14 protein-coding genes are annotated in these 14,828 nt (G+C 53.7%); 8 read left to right on the top strand and 6 right to left on the bottom strand.

Translation table 11 applies throughout. The features are described from left to right. Nucleotides 1–4: 4 nt before the first annotated feature. On the top strand, nt 5–1,732 hold the full coding sequence (locus NSQ24_RS22310) for an ABC transporter ATP-binding protein (RefSeq protein WP_003390026.1): 1,728 nt from the start codon (nt 5–7) through the stop codon (nt 1,730–1,732). Next, nucleotides 1,729–3,642 (top strand): ABC transporter ATP-binding protein, encoded by a 1,914-nt coding sequence (locus NSQ24_RS22305; protein ID WP_339166609.1) that lies wholly within the window; start codon nt 1,729–1,731, stop codon nt 3,640–3,642. The genes NSQ24_RS22310 and NSQ24_RS22305 overlap by 4 nt, the downstream gene beginning before the upstream one ends. A gap of 114 nt (nt 3,643–3,756) precedes the next feature. Here the strand turns inward: NSQ24_RS22305 and NSQ24_RS22300 are convergent, their stop codons facing one another. Further along, entirely contained in the window at nt 3,757–4,875 is a 1,119-nt protein-coding gene (locus tag NSQ24_RS22300; protein ID WP_003390023.1) for a deoxyribonuclease IV, read from the bottom strand. A 538-nt stretch (nt 4,876–5,413) separates the two neighbouring features. Here NSQ24_RS22300 and NSQ24_RS22295 point away from each other — a divergent pair. From NSQ24_RS22295 to NSQ24_RS22285, 3 genes are all read left to right on the top strand, one after another. Further along, nucleotides 5,414–7,696, top strand: coding sequence for a DEAD/DEAH box helicase (locus NSQ24_RS22295; protein WP_024985464.1), 2,283 nt, complete (start codon nt 5,414–5,416; stop codon nt 7,694–7,696). Continuing rightward, the gene (locus NSQ24_RS22290; RefSeq protein ID WP_122958369.1) at nt 7,686–9,134 is read left to right on the top strand and encodes a ribonuclease H-like domain-containing protein; all 1,449 of its coding nucleotides are present in this window, start codon (nt 7,686–7,688) and stop codon (nt 9,132–9,134) included. The genes NSQ24_RS22295 and NSQ24_RS22290 overlap by 11 nt, the downstream gene beginning before the upstream one ends. Before the next feature lie 69 nt (nt 9,135–9,203). Then, the gene (locus NSQ24_RS22285) at nt 9,204–9,809 is read left to right on the top strand and encodes a hypothetical protein (RefSeq protein WP_031931677.1); all 606 of its coding nucleotides are present in this window, start codon (nt 9,204–9,206) and stop codon (nt 9,807–9,809) included. Nucleotides 9,810–9,940: 131 nt separating this feature from the next. On the opposite strand, the gene NSQ24_RS22280 is transcribed toward NSQ24_RS22285, so the two are convergent. The 5 genes from NSQ24_RS22280 to NSQ24_RS22260 form a co-directional block, all read right to left on the bottom strand. Then, a complete protein-coding gene (locus tag NSQ24_RS22280; protein ID WP_024985461.1) occupies nt 9,941–10,399 on the bottom strand; it encodes a GNAT family N-acetyltransferase in 459 nt (152 codons plus the stop codon). An 89-nt stretch (nt 10,400–10,488) separates the two neighbouring features. Then, nucleotides 10,489–10,974 (bottom strand): MarR family winged helix-turn-helix transcriptional regulator, encoded by a 486-nt coding sequence (locus NSQ24_RS22275; RefSeq protein ID WP_031931676.1) that lies wholly within the window; start codon nt 10,972–10,974, stop codon nt 10,489–10,491. Between the two features lie 75 nt (nt 10,975–11,049). Then, complete coding sequence (locus NSQ24_RS22270) at nt 11,050–11,643, bottom strand: TetR/AcrR family transcriptional regulator (RefSeq protein ID WP_031931675.1); 594 nt, start codon at nt 11,641–11,643, stop codon at nt 11,050–11,052. Between the two features lie 238 nt (nt 11,644–11,881). Beyond that, a complete protein-coding gene (locus NSQ24_RS22265) occupies nt 11,882–12,403 on the bottom strand; it encodes an SRPBCC domain-containing protein (RefSeq protein ID WP_031931674.1) in 522 nt (173 codons plus the stop codon). Beyond that, nucleotides 12,400–12,747 carry a metalloregulator ArsR/SmtB family transcription factor gene (locus tag NSQ24_RS22260; protein WP_031931673.1) on the bottom strand — a complete coding sequence of 116 codons (348 nt, stop codon included), beginning with the start codon at nt 12,745–12,747 and terminating at the stop codon, nt 12,400–12,402. Before NSQ24_RS22260 ends, NSQ24_RS22265 begins: the two co-directional genes overlap by 4 nt. Before the next feature lie 247 nt (nt 12,748–12,994). Between NSQ24_RS22260 and NSQ24_RS22255 the strand changes: the two genes are divergently transcribed. Genes NSQ24_RS22255 through NSQ24_RS22245 form a run of 3 tightly spaced genes read left to right on the top strand, consistent with a single transcriptional unit; the run spans nt 12,995 to nt 14,800 of the window. After that, nucleotides 12,995–13,801: a MerR family transcriptional regulator gene (locus tag NSQ24_RS22255; protein WP_339166607.1), complete on the top strand. Its 807-nt coding sequence runs from the start codon at nt 12,995–12,997 to the stop codon at nt 13,799–13,801. Beyond that, entirely contained in the window at nt 13,773–14,486 is a 714-nt protein-coding gene (locus NSQ24_RS22250) for a multidrug efflux SMR transporter (protein ID WP_227278035.1), read from the top strand. The genes NSQ24_RS22255 and NSQ24_RS22250 overlap by 29 nt, the downstream gene beginning before the upstream one ends. Continuing rightward, nucleotides 14,486–14,800 (top strand): multidrug efflux SMR transporter, encoded by a 315-nt coding sequence (locus NSQ24_RS22245; RefSeq protein ID WP_003390013.1) that lies wholly within the window; start codon nt 14,486–14,488, stop codon nt 14,798–14,800. The genes NSQ24_RS22250 and NSQ24_RS22245 overlap by 1 nt, the downstream gene beginning before the upstream one ends. Nucleotides 14,801–14,828: the final 28 nt, after the last annotated feature.

Below are 14,828 nucleotides of genomic sequence, written 5' to 3'. Positions count from 1 at the left end.
TATTTTGCGTACATTAATGCGGTATTTGCGGCCTTACCGGTCCATGATCATCTGGACGATGGTATTTGTGCTGTTGCAATCGATAGCAAATCTGTATCTGCCGACGTTGATGTCGGATATCGTCAACGAAGGCGTCGTCAAAGAAAACACGCCTTACATTTTGAAAATCGGCGGGCTGATGCTGCTCGTCTCTGCGGTCGGCGCGGCGCTTTCTGTCGGTGCCAGCTACCTGGCTTCGCGGACGGCATCGGGCTTCGGCATGCGGCTACGGAGCAGCGTTTTTAGCCATGTCGAGCGGTTTTCGCTGCAGGAGTTCGACAAGCTCGGCACAGCTTCGCTCATCACCCGGACGACCAATGACATCACGCAGCTCCAGCAGGTGCTGATCATGATGCTGAGGATGATGGTTATGGCTCCGATGATGTGCATCGGCGGGATTATCATGGCGGTTTCCAAGGACGCCAAACTGTCGCTCGTCATCATCGCCGTGATTCCGGTTTTGGCTTTGGCGATTTACCTGATCGGATCAAAAGGAATCCCGTATTTCAAAGCGATGCAGACGAAGATTGACAAACTGAATCTCGTCCTGCGCGAATATTTGACCGGCATTCGCGTCGTCCGCGCTTTCAACCGGACAGACCACGAGCGGGAGAGGTTCGATGCGGCCAACGAGGATCTGACCGCTACCTCGATCAAGGCGGCCCAGATCATGGCGGCCATCATGCCCGTCATGATGCTGCTGATGAATGTCACTTCGATCGCGATCATCTGGTTCGGGGGCTTGCGCATCAGCGAGGGGCATATCCAAGTCGGGGATTTGATGGCGTTTTTGCAGTATGCCATGCAAATCCTGTTCTCGCTCATGATGGCTTCGATGATGTTCAACATGCTGCCGCGTGCTTCCGCTTCGGCGGCCCGCATCCGGGAGGTGCTGCAAACAGAGCCGGTCATTGTGGACCGGGATAGCGCGACAGCGGCGGCTCATGGACCGGCCAGCGTCGTGTTCGATCAGGTGTCGTTTCGTTACCCCGGCGCGGAAAAGTCGGCGCTTTCCGGGATTTCCTTTGAGGCTCTGCCCGGCCAGGTGACAGCGATCATCGGCGGAACCGGATCGGGGAAGACGACACTCGTCAGCCTGATCCCTCGTTTCTACGACGTGGAGAGCGGCAGCGTCCGCATCGGCGGAGTCGATGTCCGGGAGCTGTCCCAGGAGGCGCTCCGGTCCAGAATCGGGTTCGTTCCCCAAAAAGCGCTGCTGTTCAGCGGGACGATCGCGGACAATATCCGCTACGGAAAAGAAGACGCGACCGACGAGGAGCTCTGCCATGCGGCTGAAATCGCCCAGGCTTCCGAGTTTATCGCGGGGATGAAGGACGGCTTCGATTCGGTCATCGCGCAGGGCGGCATGAACGTGTCGGGCGGACAGAAGCAGCGGCTATCCATCGCCAGGGCTCTCATCCGCAAGCCGGACGTATACGTATTTGACGACAGCTTCTCCGCGCTCGACTACAAAACAGATGCCCGACTCCGGGCGGCCTTGAAAGATGAAACGCAGGCTGCGACGGTGATTATCGTTGCGCAGCGGGTCAGCACTGTCATGGATGCCGACCAGATCATCGTGCTGGAGGAAGGCGGTGTAGCAGGCATCGGCACCCATGCAGAGCTGATGGAAACATGCGGTGTATACCGGGAGATCGTCACATCTCAGCAGACGGAGGAGGAGATCGCATGAGCGAGCAAAAACGCGGCATGTCTCCGGGTGCTCCCGGGGCTGGCCCGGGACCGGGCGGCCACAAAGGCCCGATGGGATTCGGAGGACCCGGCATGCTGTCTATGCCGGGGCAGAAAGCAAAGAATTTTAAAGGGACGCTGCGGCGGCTGCTCGGTTATTTGAAGCCGTACCGCATGAAGCTGACAGCTGTACTTTTGACTGCAGCACTCAGCACCGTTTTTGGCATCGTCAGTCCAAAGCTGCTCGGCGATGCGACGACAAAGCTTTTTGAAGGCTTCATGGCAAAGGTAAACGGCGTCCCTGGCGCTGCGATTGATTTTGCCTACGTCTGGCATATCATTATGGTCTTGATCGGGCTGTATATCGCTTCCTCGGCATTTGCCTATATCCAGCAGTACCTGATGGCAGGCGTGGCCCAGAAGACGGTCTATACGCTTCGCAAGCAAGTAGATGAAAAGCTGGCCCGCCTGCCGCTCAAATACTTCGATGCCCGGTCTCACGGGGAAGTGATGAGCCGCGTCGTAAATGACGTGGATACGATCAGCGGCACGCTGCAGCAGAGCTTGACGCAGATGATCACCTCGATCATTACGCTGATCGGCGTGATTGTGATGATGCTGACCATCAGCCCGCTGATGACGCTCATCCTGATCTTGACGCTGCCCCTCAGCTTCGTCGTGATCAGGGCGATCGCCTCCCGTTCGCGGCCCCACTTCAAAGGGCAGCAGCAGGCGCTCGGGGAATTGAACAGCCATGTGGAGGAAATGTATACCGGACATAAAATCGTAAAGGCGTTTGGCCGGGAGCAAAGCGCTGTCGAGAAGTTTGACACGATCAATGAGCGGCTGCATGAGTCCGCCTGGAAGGCCCAGTTTATCTCCGGCATCATGATGCCGCTGATGATGCTCGTCTCCAATATCGGCTTTGTGCTCGTCTGCGTAGTCGGCGGCGTGCTCGTGACCCGGGGCAGCATCAGGATCGGGGACGTGCAGGCGTTCATTCAATACGCCCAGCAATTCTCCCAGCCAATCACCCAGACGGCAAACATCGCCAACATTATCCAGTCGACTCTGGCCGCCGCTGAACGGGTCTTTGAAGTTCTCGACGAACCGGAAGAGTCCGCAGAACCTGTCTCGATGGCAGGGACCTTCTCGCCTCAGGGCCATGTGCGATTCGAGCATGTCTCCTTTGGCTACAAGGAAGAGGAGCCGCTCATCCGGGATATGAATATCGACGTGAAGCCGGGCATGACGGTCGCGATCGTCGGACCGACCGGGGCGGGCAAGACTACGCTCGTCAACCTGCTCATGCGGTTTTATGAAATCGGCGAAGGCAGGATTACGATTGACGGCAGGGACATCCGGGAGCTGCCGCGGGGCGAACTGCGCAGCTTGTTCGGCATGGTGCTGCAGGATACGTGGCTGTTCAACGGCTCGATCCGCGAAAACATCGCGTACGGCCGCGCCGGGGCGACAGATGAGGAGGTGCTGCAAGCGGCCCAGGCGGCCCACGCCGACCATTTTGTCAGAACGCTTCCGGACGGATACGACACGATTCTGAACGAAGAGGCGTCGAATATCTCGCAAGGCCAGAAGCAGCTTTTGACGATAGCCCGGGCATTCCTGGCCGATCCCGCGATCCTGATTCTCGACGAAGCGACGAGCAGCGTCGACACGAGAACCGAGCTGCTCATCCAGAAAGCGATGAGCGGGCTGATGGAAGGGCGAACGAGCTTTGTCATTGCCCACCGGCTTTCGACGATCCGCGACGCGGACCTGATTCTCGTCATGAACAACGGCAGCGTCATCGAGCAGGGCAACCACGAGGAGCTGCTGCGGGCCGGCGGATTCTACGCCGAATTGTACAACAGTCAGTTTGCCGGAAGCGGTATGGCGCAGCAGGCGGGGTAGGGAACATGTAAAGCAGGGAATACGAGGAAAAAGGAACACGGAAAAATAAAAAGGAAAAGCAAAAAAGAAAAGGGTTCCCTCGACGAAAGGGGACCCTTTTTTCACTTTCAGTTTCTACATAATGTGTTTGCTTGCAAACCAGGCGATCAGCCGGTGGTTGATCTGCTCTTCGCTCAGGTCGGTGAAGAGTCTGGCTTCCGCAACCATATCGTACAAACGCTCCATCGGTTCGCGGCCATCCGCTTTTTTCGCTTTGGCGTCCTCCTTGAGCAGCTTCCACGTATTGTGGACGAAATCGTGGTCGACATCCGCTTGTTTCCGCAAGAAGTAATCCAGACGCTCCACATGATCGAGGAATTCGTCGCCGAACCTGCCTTCCACATCGCCCCGCAAAAGGGCAATCTCCGCTTCGTACATGGGACGTTCCTTGCCTTTTTCCTTTCCGATCCACGGCGTTTCCAACACAAGCGGCAAATGGCGGATCTTCTCGTGATCGACGATGTATTTCATCGCATCAAAGCCGATCATTCCCGCACCTACCGGGGCGTGGCGGTCTTTGCGGGCTCCCCGGAAGTTCTTGCTGTCGTTGAGGTGGACAACCGCCAGACGGTCCAGACCGATGATCCGGTCGAACTCGTCGAGGACACCGTCGAAATCGTTGACGATATCATAGCCGGCATCGTGAATATGGCATGTATCCATGCATACGCTCAGCCTGTAGTTGTCGTCTACCTTGTCGATGATCGCCGCGATTTCCTCAAAGCTGCGGCCGATCTCTGTTCCTTTGCCCGCCATCGTCTCCAGCGCGATTTTCACGTCCGTGTCTTTGACGCCGCTTAATACTTCATTCAGCCCTTCCGCGATGCGCTCAATCCCGTATTCGGCATCCTTGTCGGTGTAAGCGCCCGGGTGAAGCACGATATTTTGTACGCCGAGATAGCTCGTTCGCCGTATTTCTTCCTGCAAAAAGCGGACAGCCAGCTCAAACGTGTCTTCCTTGTACGAACCCAGGTTAATAATGTACGGCGCATGGACGACGATCTCTTCAATGCCGTTTTTGTCCATCACAGCCCTGCCTTCGTCGATAAATTGCTCCTCAATCGGTTTGCGCCGCGTATTTTGCGGGGCTCCTGTATAGATCATGAACGTGCTCGAGCCGTAGGTGGCTGCTTCTTCTGCCGCATTCAGCAGCCCTTTCCCGGAGAATGATACGTGCGATCCTATTTTCATCATCGATTGAATACCTCCTATATGGTGGAAACTGCCGAACCCGGCTCAGGGCCGGTGGTAGTGCTAGTTGCTCGTGCTAGTCTGCGTAACTCTGCTTAATTCTGCCACAATTCCGTGTAATTCTGAGTAAACTCTGATTAACTCTGAGTAAGTCTGATTAACTCTGAGTAACGAGTAACTCTGAGTACCTACCTTGTAACACTACGTAACTTTTTATTATTGCCAAAAGAATCCGCGTCCATGCATTCGATCGCGTCTGTATAAATCCCGTATCATGCTCTGAGCAGGAAAACGCGAGTAAGAACCGGTTTTCAGCGCGAACATGAGAGACGAACGTGTCGCAAAACTGCAAGGGAAAAATCTCGTTGACGAAAGAGATTCATCTCCAGATTACCGATTTTAAAAAGGGTTGTCCACTTAAATGCTCGCGGATGTACAGCAGTTTAACGATCCGGACTGCGGCTTTTATTTTGATTCCAGGACTTCATGCATTTACAACCCGAACATTCATTCGTAAAATAAGTGAAAGAAGGTGAACGAGATGAAAATCAAAATGGATCTGGCGAAGATACTGGAAAACTTGAAACAGGATGAGCGTTTTCGCGCAAACATAGAGCACTGGAAGGTCATACCGCCCCGAGAAGCCGCTACCGTTCCTTTTCCTGATGATCTGGACCCGAGAATTCGGGGGGCTCTGGCGGGAAGAGGGATTCCTTCCTTGTACACCCATCAGGAGACGTCTTTTCGTCATGCCCGCGAAGGCAAGCACATCGTAGCTGTGACTCCTACCGCTTCGGGCAAAAGCATGTGCTATCACTTGCCTGTCTTGCAAACACTGACAGAAAACCCGGAGGCACGAGCCCTTTACCTGTTCCCCACGAAGGCGCTGGCCCAGGATCAAAAAAGCGAGCTGCACGAGCTGATCGACGAGATGGGGCTGTCGATCAAGTCGGATACGTATGACGGCGATACCCCGGCGCAGATCAGACAGACGATCCGCAAAGCCGGCAATATCGTAATCACCAATCCCGACATGCTTCATTCTGCCATTTTGCCTCACCACACCAAATGGGTCTCCTTTTTTGAACATCTGAAATACATCGTCATCGACGAGCTGCATACATACCGGGGCGTTTTTGGAAGCCATGTGGCCAACGTAATCCGCCGCCTGAAACGGATTTGCGCCTTTTACGGGAGCAGCCCGCAGTTTATTTGCACGTCTGCCACGATCGCAAACCCTCGCGAGCTGGCAGAGCAGCTGACAGAGGAAAACGTCGTGCTGGTGGACAACAACGGCGCTCCGGCCGGAAAAAAGCACTTCATCTTTTACAATCCCCCTGTCGTAAACAAGCAGTTGAACATCAGGCGCAGCTCGACGCTGGAGGCCAGGGACATCACCGAGCTGTTTCTCACCAATGGCATTCAGACGATCTTGTTTGCCCGCAGCCGGGTCCGCGTCGAAATCCTGCTCAAATACCTGCAGGAGCTGATCAAGCGAAAGCTGGGCGAAAAGACGATTCAGGGCTATCGCGGCGGCTATTTGCCGAGCCAGCGAAGGGCGATTGAGAAGGGGCTTCGCCAGGGAGACATCATCGGTGTAGTCAGTACCAATGCGCTGGAGCTAGGGGTAGATATCGGCCAGCTCCAGGTATGCGTCATCACCGGATATCCCGGCTCGGTTGCGAGCACATGGCAGCAGGCCGGACGGGCAGGCCGCCGTCAGGGGGAATCGGTCGTCGTGCTGGTCGGCAGCTCTACGCCGCTCGACCAGTACGTGATCCAGCACCCGGAGTACTTTTTCGAGCGGAGTCCGGAGTCCGCGCGGATCAATCCGGACAACCTGATTATCCTCGTCGACCATATCAAATGCGCGGCGTACGAGCTTCCCTTTTCCAAAGGGGACCGTTTTGGACGAGCCGAGATTATGGAGATTCTGGAGTTTTTGACCGAGGAGCAGATCCTGCACCATGCCAAAGGAAAGTGGTTCTGGATGAACGATTCTTTCCCGGCCCACAACATCAGTCTGCGCTCGGCTTCCCAAGAAAACGTCGTGATCATTGACATTTCCGAGCGGGGCAACGAAAGGGTAATCGGGGAAATGGACCGCTTCAGCTCGATGACCCTCCTGCATGACGAAGCCATTTACCTGCATCAAGGGACGCAGTACCAGGTGGAAAAGCTGGACTACGAGGAGAAGAAGGCCTATGTCAGGGAAGTCCAGGTCGACTACTACACCGATGCCAACCTGGCTGTCCAACTGAGGGTGCTGGAGGAAGACCAGACGCGGCGGGCGGCCGAGACGGAATTTGCCTACGGAGAAGTCACTGTGAATGCGATGGCGACGATTTTCAAAAAGATCAAATTCGAGACGCATGAAAACATCGGCTCCGGTCCGATTCACCTGCCCGAGGAGGAGCTGCATACGAATGCCGCTTGGCTCAGCTTTTCCGAGCAGGTGTTGGATGTAGTGGGGAAAAGCGAGGTAGAGCGCGGCCTGGTCGGACTCGCGCACGTCCTGCAGCACGTCGCTCCGCTGTTCGTCATGTGCGACCGCATGGACCTCCACGTCATCCCGCAACGCAAGGCCATCCATTCCGGGGCGCCAACGATTTTTCTGTACGACCGTTACCCTGGCGGCATCGGCTTGAGCGAGCAGGTGTACAAAGAGATGGACACGATTCTCGCGAGGGCCGAGGAGCTGATCCTCTCTTGTCCGTGCGAGTCCGGCTGCCCGTCCTGTGTGGGGGCGGCGGAGGACGGTGGAAAGGAATTGGCGCTCACGCTCTTGCGGGTGGCGCAGGGAGGAAGTCTGCATGTCTCTTAAAAGCAAGCTGAATCGGTTCAAGGAACATTTGACGAAGGAAGCGCCTCAGCAGCAAGGGAGCCGCGTGAAAGATACCGGAAGAGCCGGGGGTACGTTGGAACCGGCGTCTTCCGGTCCGTTCGAGCCAGCGTCTTCCGCGGGGCAAGAACCGACGCCCTTCAGTGCACCTCAACCAGCCCGCGGTACTGCACAACCTGACTCGGCGCCTGTTAATTCTCAAGCTAATATGGAAGAAATCCCGTTTATGGACAAATGGATGGAGCTGGGCGCCAAGCCGTATTTTTGGGAAGACGAGCATGTCATGGTACGGGAGGTGCGCTACCCGATCAGCCAGAGGCATGGCCATTATGCATTTGCCGGTTTGTACGAGACGATTGCGGCATGGGAGAGGGCCGGGTTTGAACACCCCCTGTCAGCATCCGGGAGATCAGTGGAGGACCTGCTGTTTTTCGATACGGAGACGACGGGGCTGCACGGCGGGACGGGAAACACGGTCTTTCTGCTCGGGCACAGCCGAATGGACGGCGAGAGCGTCATCGTCAGGCAGCATTTTTTGGCCGCTCCTTATTCGGAAGCAGCGCTCTACCGCTCTTTTTTGGAGGATTCGCAGACGGCTACCCACCTTGTGACGTACAACGGGAAGTCATTTGACTGGCCGCAGGTAAAGACCCGGCACACGCTATTGCGTGATCTTGTTCCCCGGCTTCCGGCATTTGGCCATTACGATTTGCTGCACGGAGCGCGGCGGTTGTGGCGGGAGGATCTGGAGTCTTGCCGGCTTTCCCTGATCGAGCGGGAAAAACTGGGCGTGGTGAGGGAAGACGATGTCCCGGGGTATCTGGCTCCTATCCGGTATTTTGACTATTTGACCGACAAAAACCCGGACACGGTGGCAGGGGTTTTGCGGCACAATGAAATCGACGTCCTTTCCCTGATCACGCTCTACATTCATCTGTCAGCACTCTTGCTGTCACACGAGCAGCAGGTCGACATCTCTGAGGAAGAGCGATTCAAGGTAGGGCGATGGTATGAAGCGCTGGGCGATACCGAGCGGGCCATGCAGGCGTACCGGCTCGTTGCCGACAGCGTTCATCCGCTTCGCGACAAGGCTCGTATCGCGATGGGGAGCTGTTACAAGAGGCAAAAGGACTGGCGCCGGGCTTTGCTGGTATGGGAGGGTCTCGGCAATTCCGGGGTCACTCTCCCGGAAGATGTGTTGATCGAGATGGCCAAGCTGTACGAGCATCAGGTAAAGGACTTGGAGAAGGCGCTTCTCTTCGCGGAAGCCGGGTATGACCGGTGGAAGCAGAAAGCGGCGCTGCTGCGCCGCAGGTCCAAAGCAGAGGAGGCAGCGTACCGCAAGCGGATCGAGCGGCTGGAACAGAAGCTGCGAACGCAGGCGGGCCCGGATCTGGATTACGGCGGCGGCCTGGTATAGTTTTCATTTTGGTACAAAAGCATAGCTGCTATTGTATAATGAACACAGAAGACTGGGGGAGTGTTTCGGATGTCTGATTTGGAAAACGTTTTGGACAGGATGTTTGCTGAATTTCAGAAGCTGACGAACCGCTTGGACCGGATGGAAACGAGAATGACGGAATTCCAGAGCAGCGTAGACCGGATGGAAACGAGAATGACGGAATTTCAGAGCACCGTAGACCGGATGGAAACGAAAATGACGGAATTTCAGAGCAGCGTAGATCGGATGGAGTCGAAAATGACGGAATTCCAGAGCACCGTAGACCGGATGGAAACGAAAATGACGGAATTCCAGAGCACCGTAGACCGGATGGAGTCGAAAATGACGGAATTCCAGAGCACGGTAGATCGGATGGAGTCGAAAATAGTGGGGCTCGATACCAGGCTGACAGCGTTTCAAGGCAATGTAGAACCCAAGCTGCAAGATTTTGAAAGCTCTCTGGACCGCGTCGAATCGAGGCTGGACGAACTGCAAAAATCCGTAAACCGGATCGAACACTCCCAGCAGGATGAGGTACTGGGCATGCTCAAGCTTGTTAAAACGAAGACCGAAACACATGAGTCCAAAATCGACGTCCTCAACAAGCGTTTGCTCGAAGCGGAGGCGAAGCTGGAGAGAGTCGCTAATTTATAAATACGCCTTAGGTGGACGATACAAGTTAGCAGGCGAAAATTCGACTCGCTCGCTACTCGCAATTACAAAAAAGGCAGCGGCAAATTCGGGTTCGAAAATACAATCCGAAACAGCTGCTGCCTGTTTTTTATTCACGGTAGCGCTTGTGTATCCGGCGGTTCTCCGCTCAGCAGTTTTTTGAACAGCACCTCGTCATCGACTGCATAGCCGCAGCGCTTATATGTCCGAATCGCAGCGGCGTTTTGTCTGCCGGTCAATACCTTCACTTCCGTGACTCCGCGCTGTATCAGGTGTGATTCCAAGCAAGCAATCAAGGAAGCAGCCGATCCTTTTCCCCGAGCGGACTTCTCCACATACAATTCCGTTATTTCTCCCAGGAGCTCCTCGTAACAGAATGATTGGAAGTGTTGTGCGCAGCCGAATCCGACGATTTTGCCATCGCACTCCGCTACGGCGATCAACTCGCTGCTCGTGCGCATGCTCTCGACGATTTCCGGTACAGGCCTCCTGTCGCCACCGTTGAACAGCTGGTTTAGCCTGGCAAGCTCCTGTGCGTCGCTTTCTACTGCCAGTCTCGTTCTTATCTCCAAATCGAATCGCCTCCAAGTGCAATTTTCTGATCGGGTGGGATAGTCTTGCTCCTTTTCGATATGCGAAAAAGAAGAGGGAAATGGAAAGTCTAGTGAGTAGTATGGTTTAAATTGCAAATCAATTGGTCCAACACTTTGATCACCGTCTTGTATTCTTCTTCCGTGATCCCCTGAAACACCTGTTTATCAAATTCAAAAAGAATCGCATCAAGTCTTGGGAACGCTTCGTTGCCTTCCTCTGTCAGTTCAAGCTCGGTAATGCCCAGCTCCGGCTTTTCCGTACGAATCATCCAGCCTCTTTGCACCAGGGAATCAATGACGTCGTCCAATGTTTTCAAATCGACAAAGTCGTGAATCAATTCGTGCAAGCTCTCCCTTGTCTTGACGCGTCCGTGGTATGTGTTGTTGATGGCCTGCCAATGGGTGCGTGTTAAGGCCATAGGTGCGAACATGTCGTTGACGTTTTGCGTGATCAATTTATCAACTCGTTTCAAATACCAGCCGATCGGCATTTCAGAATCGTGCGAGAAGTGCTTCTTTCTCTTCCCTTTCCCCTGAAGTGGGTTGTTTTCCATTTATCATGACCTCCTCACTGACGTTGCGAAAGCAAATGATAGTTAGCGCTAACTAACAACAGCTGTTTTTAAAAACTATGGCGTCAAAGCTCTGACAAATAACTGAACACTCGATTTGATAAAGTCGTCGATGGAAGTGCTTGTTATCAACTGGCCGCTGGTCAGGCTGCTTACAAATGCGCCGAAGTTCATCCACATGAAGGTCATGGCCTGGACCTCCGGGTCGGTTGTGATCATCAAGCCTTTTTTCTGCATGGCTGCGAAATAGTCCGTCAACAATTCTTTTAGCTGCTGTGGATGTTTGTTCGCCTTTTCCCGAAACCCGGGCAAATAATCGCCGTCTTTTAGCGCGATCAAAACGATTTTTCGATTACGATCCATGATCTGATGGTACGTTTTGCTGACGAGGAACAAGTCCGCTTGCAAGTCCCACACCAGTTCTTCGTCAAAAATCCGTTTCATCTCCACGGTATAGTAAAAGCGGTCGACTGCGGTTTCCAGAACCTTTTGCTTGCTGCCAAAATGGCGAAACAGCGTCATCTCGCTTAAACCGGCCGCGGCCGAGATTTCTTTTGTGGAAACGCCTTTGTAGCCTTTTTCGGCCATCAAATCGATGGCTGCCAACAAAATTTTGTCTCCGGTACTTAGATGCTGATTGCCCGAGCTCATATTCTCCCCCCTCTACCAATGTTAGTGGATACTAACGTGTTGCATGTTCATTATAAACCATTTTTCAAGAAGAGAAAAGAATCACAGGTGTTTTTAGCGATGTGAGTACGAACGGATGCCGTAGCGCTTTGCATTTGCACAAACAGGTACCCATTAAAAGGCCGCCCTCCTCTGGCCGGCAAGGCGAGGGGAGAACGACAGGGGATAAGCTTTATGCCACGGTTAGGCCGTTCGGTACTTATTTTTGCTTCTCCTTCATTTCCCGATGAAGCGAGCCTACGTTTTCCGCAAGCTTGTCGAGCGACTGGTTCATGCCGATTACGGCGTATTCGGCCATTTGACCCGGCGTCCAACCGGATTCGGTAATCGTCAGTTCCGTTTGCTCGCCCAGAGCTTTAAATTCAATCACAAATTCAATTTCCTTCGGGTAGTCCGGGACGCCTGCCTGAGCGGGATCGATGATGTTTCCGTCCTTGTCGGCCATGCTCTGCGTGAATTCGATACGCTCCATTGGCACAATTTTCTTGTAGAAGCCGGCGGAGTACAATTCATGTCCGCCGTGTTCTTCCGGAGCCCGCATACAAAATACGTATTTCCCGCCTTCACGGAAGTCAATTTCGCAGCGTGGCGAAGTGTACTCTTTCGGCCCCCACCAGAGCATAACCAGCTTGGGGTCCGTCCAAGCCTTCCAGACCAGTTCGACCGGGAAGTCGAAGACACGGGTAATGACGAGGTTTTGCCCATTTGTACGTTGATTCATTTGGAATCCTCCTTTTTGCGTTTCACGCTCTTTTCCATCTCGGCTCTCAAAACAGCATCCAATGCATCAAGGCGTCTGGTCCATCGATCTCTCATACTCTCGGTCCATTTCTCCAATTCCATCATCGTCTCGGTGTTAATCCGATAAATTCGCTGCTGCGCCTTCTTTTCCACATGTACCAAATTCGCCTCGCGCAGAACCTTCAAATGCTGGGAAACAGCCTGCGGACTGATTTGGAATTGGTCGTGGATCGCCGATGCGGGAACCCCGTCATTGTCAGCGAGCATCTCCAAAATACTGCGCCGCGTCGGATCAGCGAGAGCGGAAAACAGATCGTTCGGCATACATTCCTCCCTCCCAGGTCGTATTCGTGAAGACGGTCGGTTGAATCTGATGTTGTAACTGAATTATAAATCGATACCTTTATAAAGTAAATACTTAAATAATAAAAATTAGGATGTATCCATATTTCAGGGGACGGTCGGAGTTCCTTGGATGAGAAAGTGCTTCTGAAAAACATTGACCCTAACGCATACGTCAGGGTTTATTGTAAATAGCAGGAAGCGGAATTCTTTCGTGGAGGTATCTGCGATGTACAGTGTCGGTGAGCTTCGCAAGAGGACAAATATCTCGGTGAGAACCTTGCATTATTACGATGAATTGGGCTTGCTGAAACCGTCCAGGGTAACCGAGACGGGGTACCGGTATTACTCAAAAGAGGATGTATTGAAACTGCAGCAAATCACGGCTCTCAAAAAACTCGGATTTCCGTTGTCGTGCATCAAGGACATTCTCAATGCCGAGGATGCGCTCCCGGCCGAAATACGCTGGAAAAAGGCGATCCGGGGACAAATCGGTACGATCAGGGAAGAAATGGAGCGATTGCGGCGCTTGGAGCGATTGCTGTTCCACACCCTGTATTCGATCGAAATCACGGGCGATTTTCGCACCGACGACATTTTTTCGTTTATTCAGGCGATGCAGCCTGAGAAAGAGCCGAGCAACGACGAATCTCGCGAGCAATTTTTCAATGAGCATTTTACGCCGGAGGAAATCGAGGTTATTGACGGATTGCCGACATTCGATACAGACGATCCGAAGGCCGACGAATGGGTCAAGCTGCTGAGGGACATCCGGGACCATATGCACGAGCCGCCGCAATCACCTGTCGCACAGCGCCTGGCAAAGCGGGTTATGGATTGCGCGGAAGCATTTTTCGGAGGCAATACGGAGGTGATGGAAAAGTATTGGGAACTGATCAGGCCTTCGCCTGGCGATGCTCCCGTCGTTTACGGCCTGGATTACAAGCTGATGGCCTATATCGATCAAATCGTTGAGTGGTACGAGAAAGAGAGAGGAAAGGAGAGGGATGAGCAGGATGACCGTCGGCGATCATGAGTACGGGAAACAACAATGGAGATATTGGCGATGGCATTTTGCTGTTTTTGCGGCCGCTCACTTCGGAATGGCCTACATGTTTGGGCTTGCCCCTGCTTCCGGGCCTTCGGGCAATCCCTATATCGAACAGATCGTGAACTGGATCATGTACCGGGAGCCTGATTTGTACCGGGAAGCCCTCGGCAATCAAATCAGCTCCGTCTGGACGACGATCATGACCATCCACACGCTGTGGGCTTTGTGGTTTGCTTTCTTTCCGAAAAAGCGGGCAGTCAATCCTATGCCTGCCCCATCGGCAGGTTTCCAAGCCGCAAATAAAGAGGCATCGAACCAAAGAGCCGCGGAAAAAACGCTATCGCATGGCAGGGCATGGGTATACGTCCTCATGGGAGGCATACTCGAAATCGTATGGGCTGTCAGCTTCAAGACCGGATCGATCGGTCTTCATACGCTGATCGCGATTTTTGCCAGCTTCGATCTGCTCATCCGGGCCGCCAAGGTATTGCCAGTCGGCACCGTTTATGCGGTTTTCGCCGGTATCGGCTCAGTAGGCACAATCCTGGCGGGAGCGCTCTATTTGAAAGAACCGCTTTCTGCGGTCAAGGTGATTTTCGTTCTGCTGCTTGTCGTGTTTATCATCGGTCTGAAAGCTTCTGAAACGCGCAGTGTAAAGGGGGACGGATAATGGCATGGGCTTATTTGATTTTGGCGGGGCTGCTTGAGATTATCGGCGTGATCGGGATCAAAAAAGTCGCCGAGCATAATAGCTGGAGCAATAATCTCCTTCTGTACGGCGGCTTCTTTGCCAGCTTCAGTCTGCTGACGCACGCGATGCAAGAAATCCCGTTATCCGTGGCTTATACCGTTTGGACGGGTATCGGGACACTCGGGTCTGCGGCCATCGGTATGGTGTTTTTCCGCGAACCGCGAAGCCGACTGCGGCTGTTTTGCATGGCGGGAATTATCGTGACTGTTCTTGGACTGAAACTGGCAGATTGAAACTGCTCACTCATTGTAGAGAGGCGCC

Source organism: Brevibacillus sp. FSL L8-0520, assembly GCF_037963895.1.
GTDB classification, from domain to species: Bacteria; Bacillota; Bacilli; order Brevibacillales; family Brevibacillaceae; genus Brevibacillus; species Brevibacillus borstelensis.
This window is presented reverse-complemented; position numbering and strand designations above follow the sequence as displayed.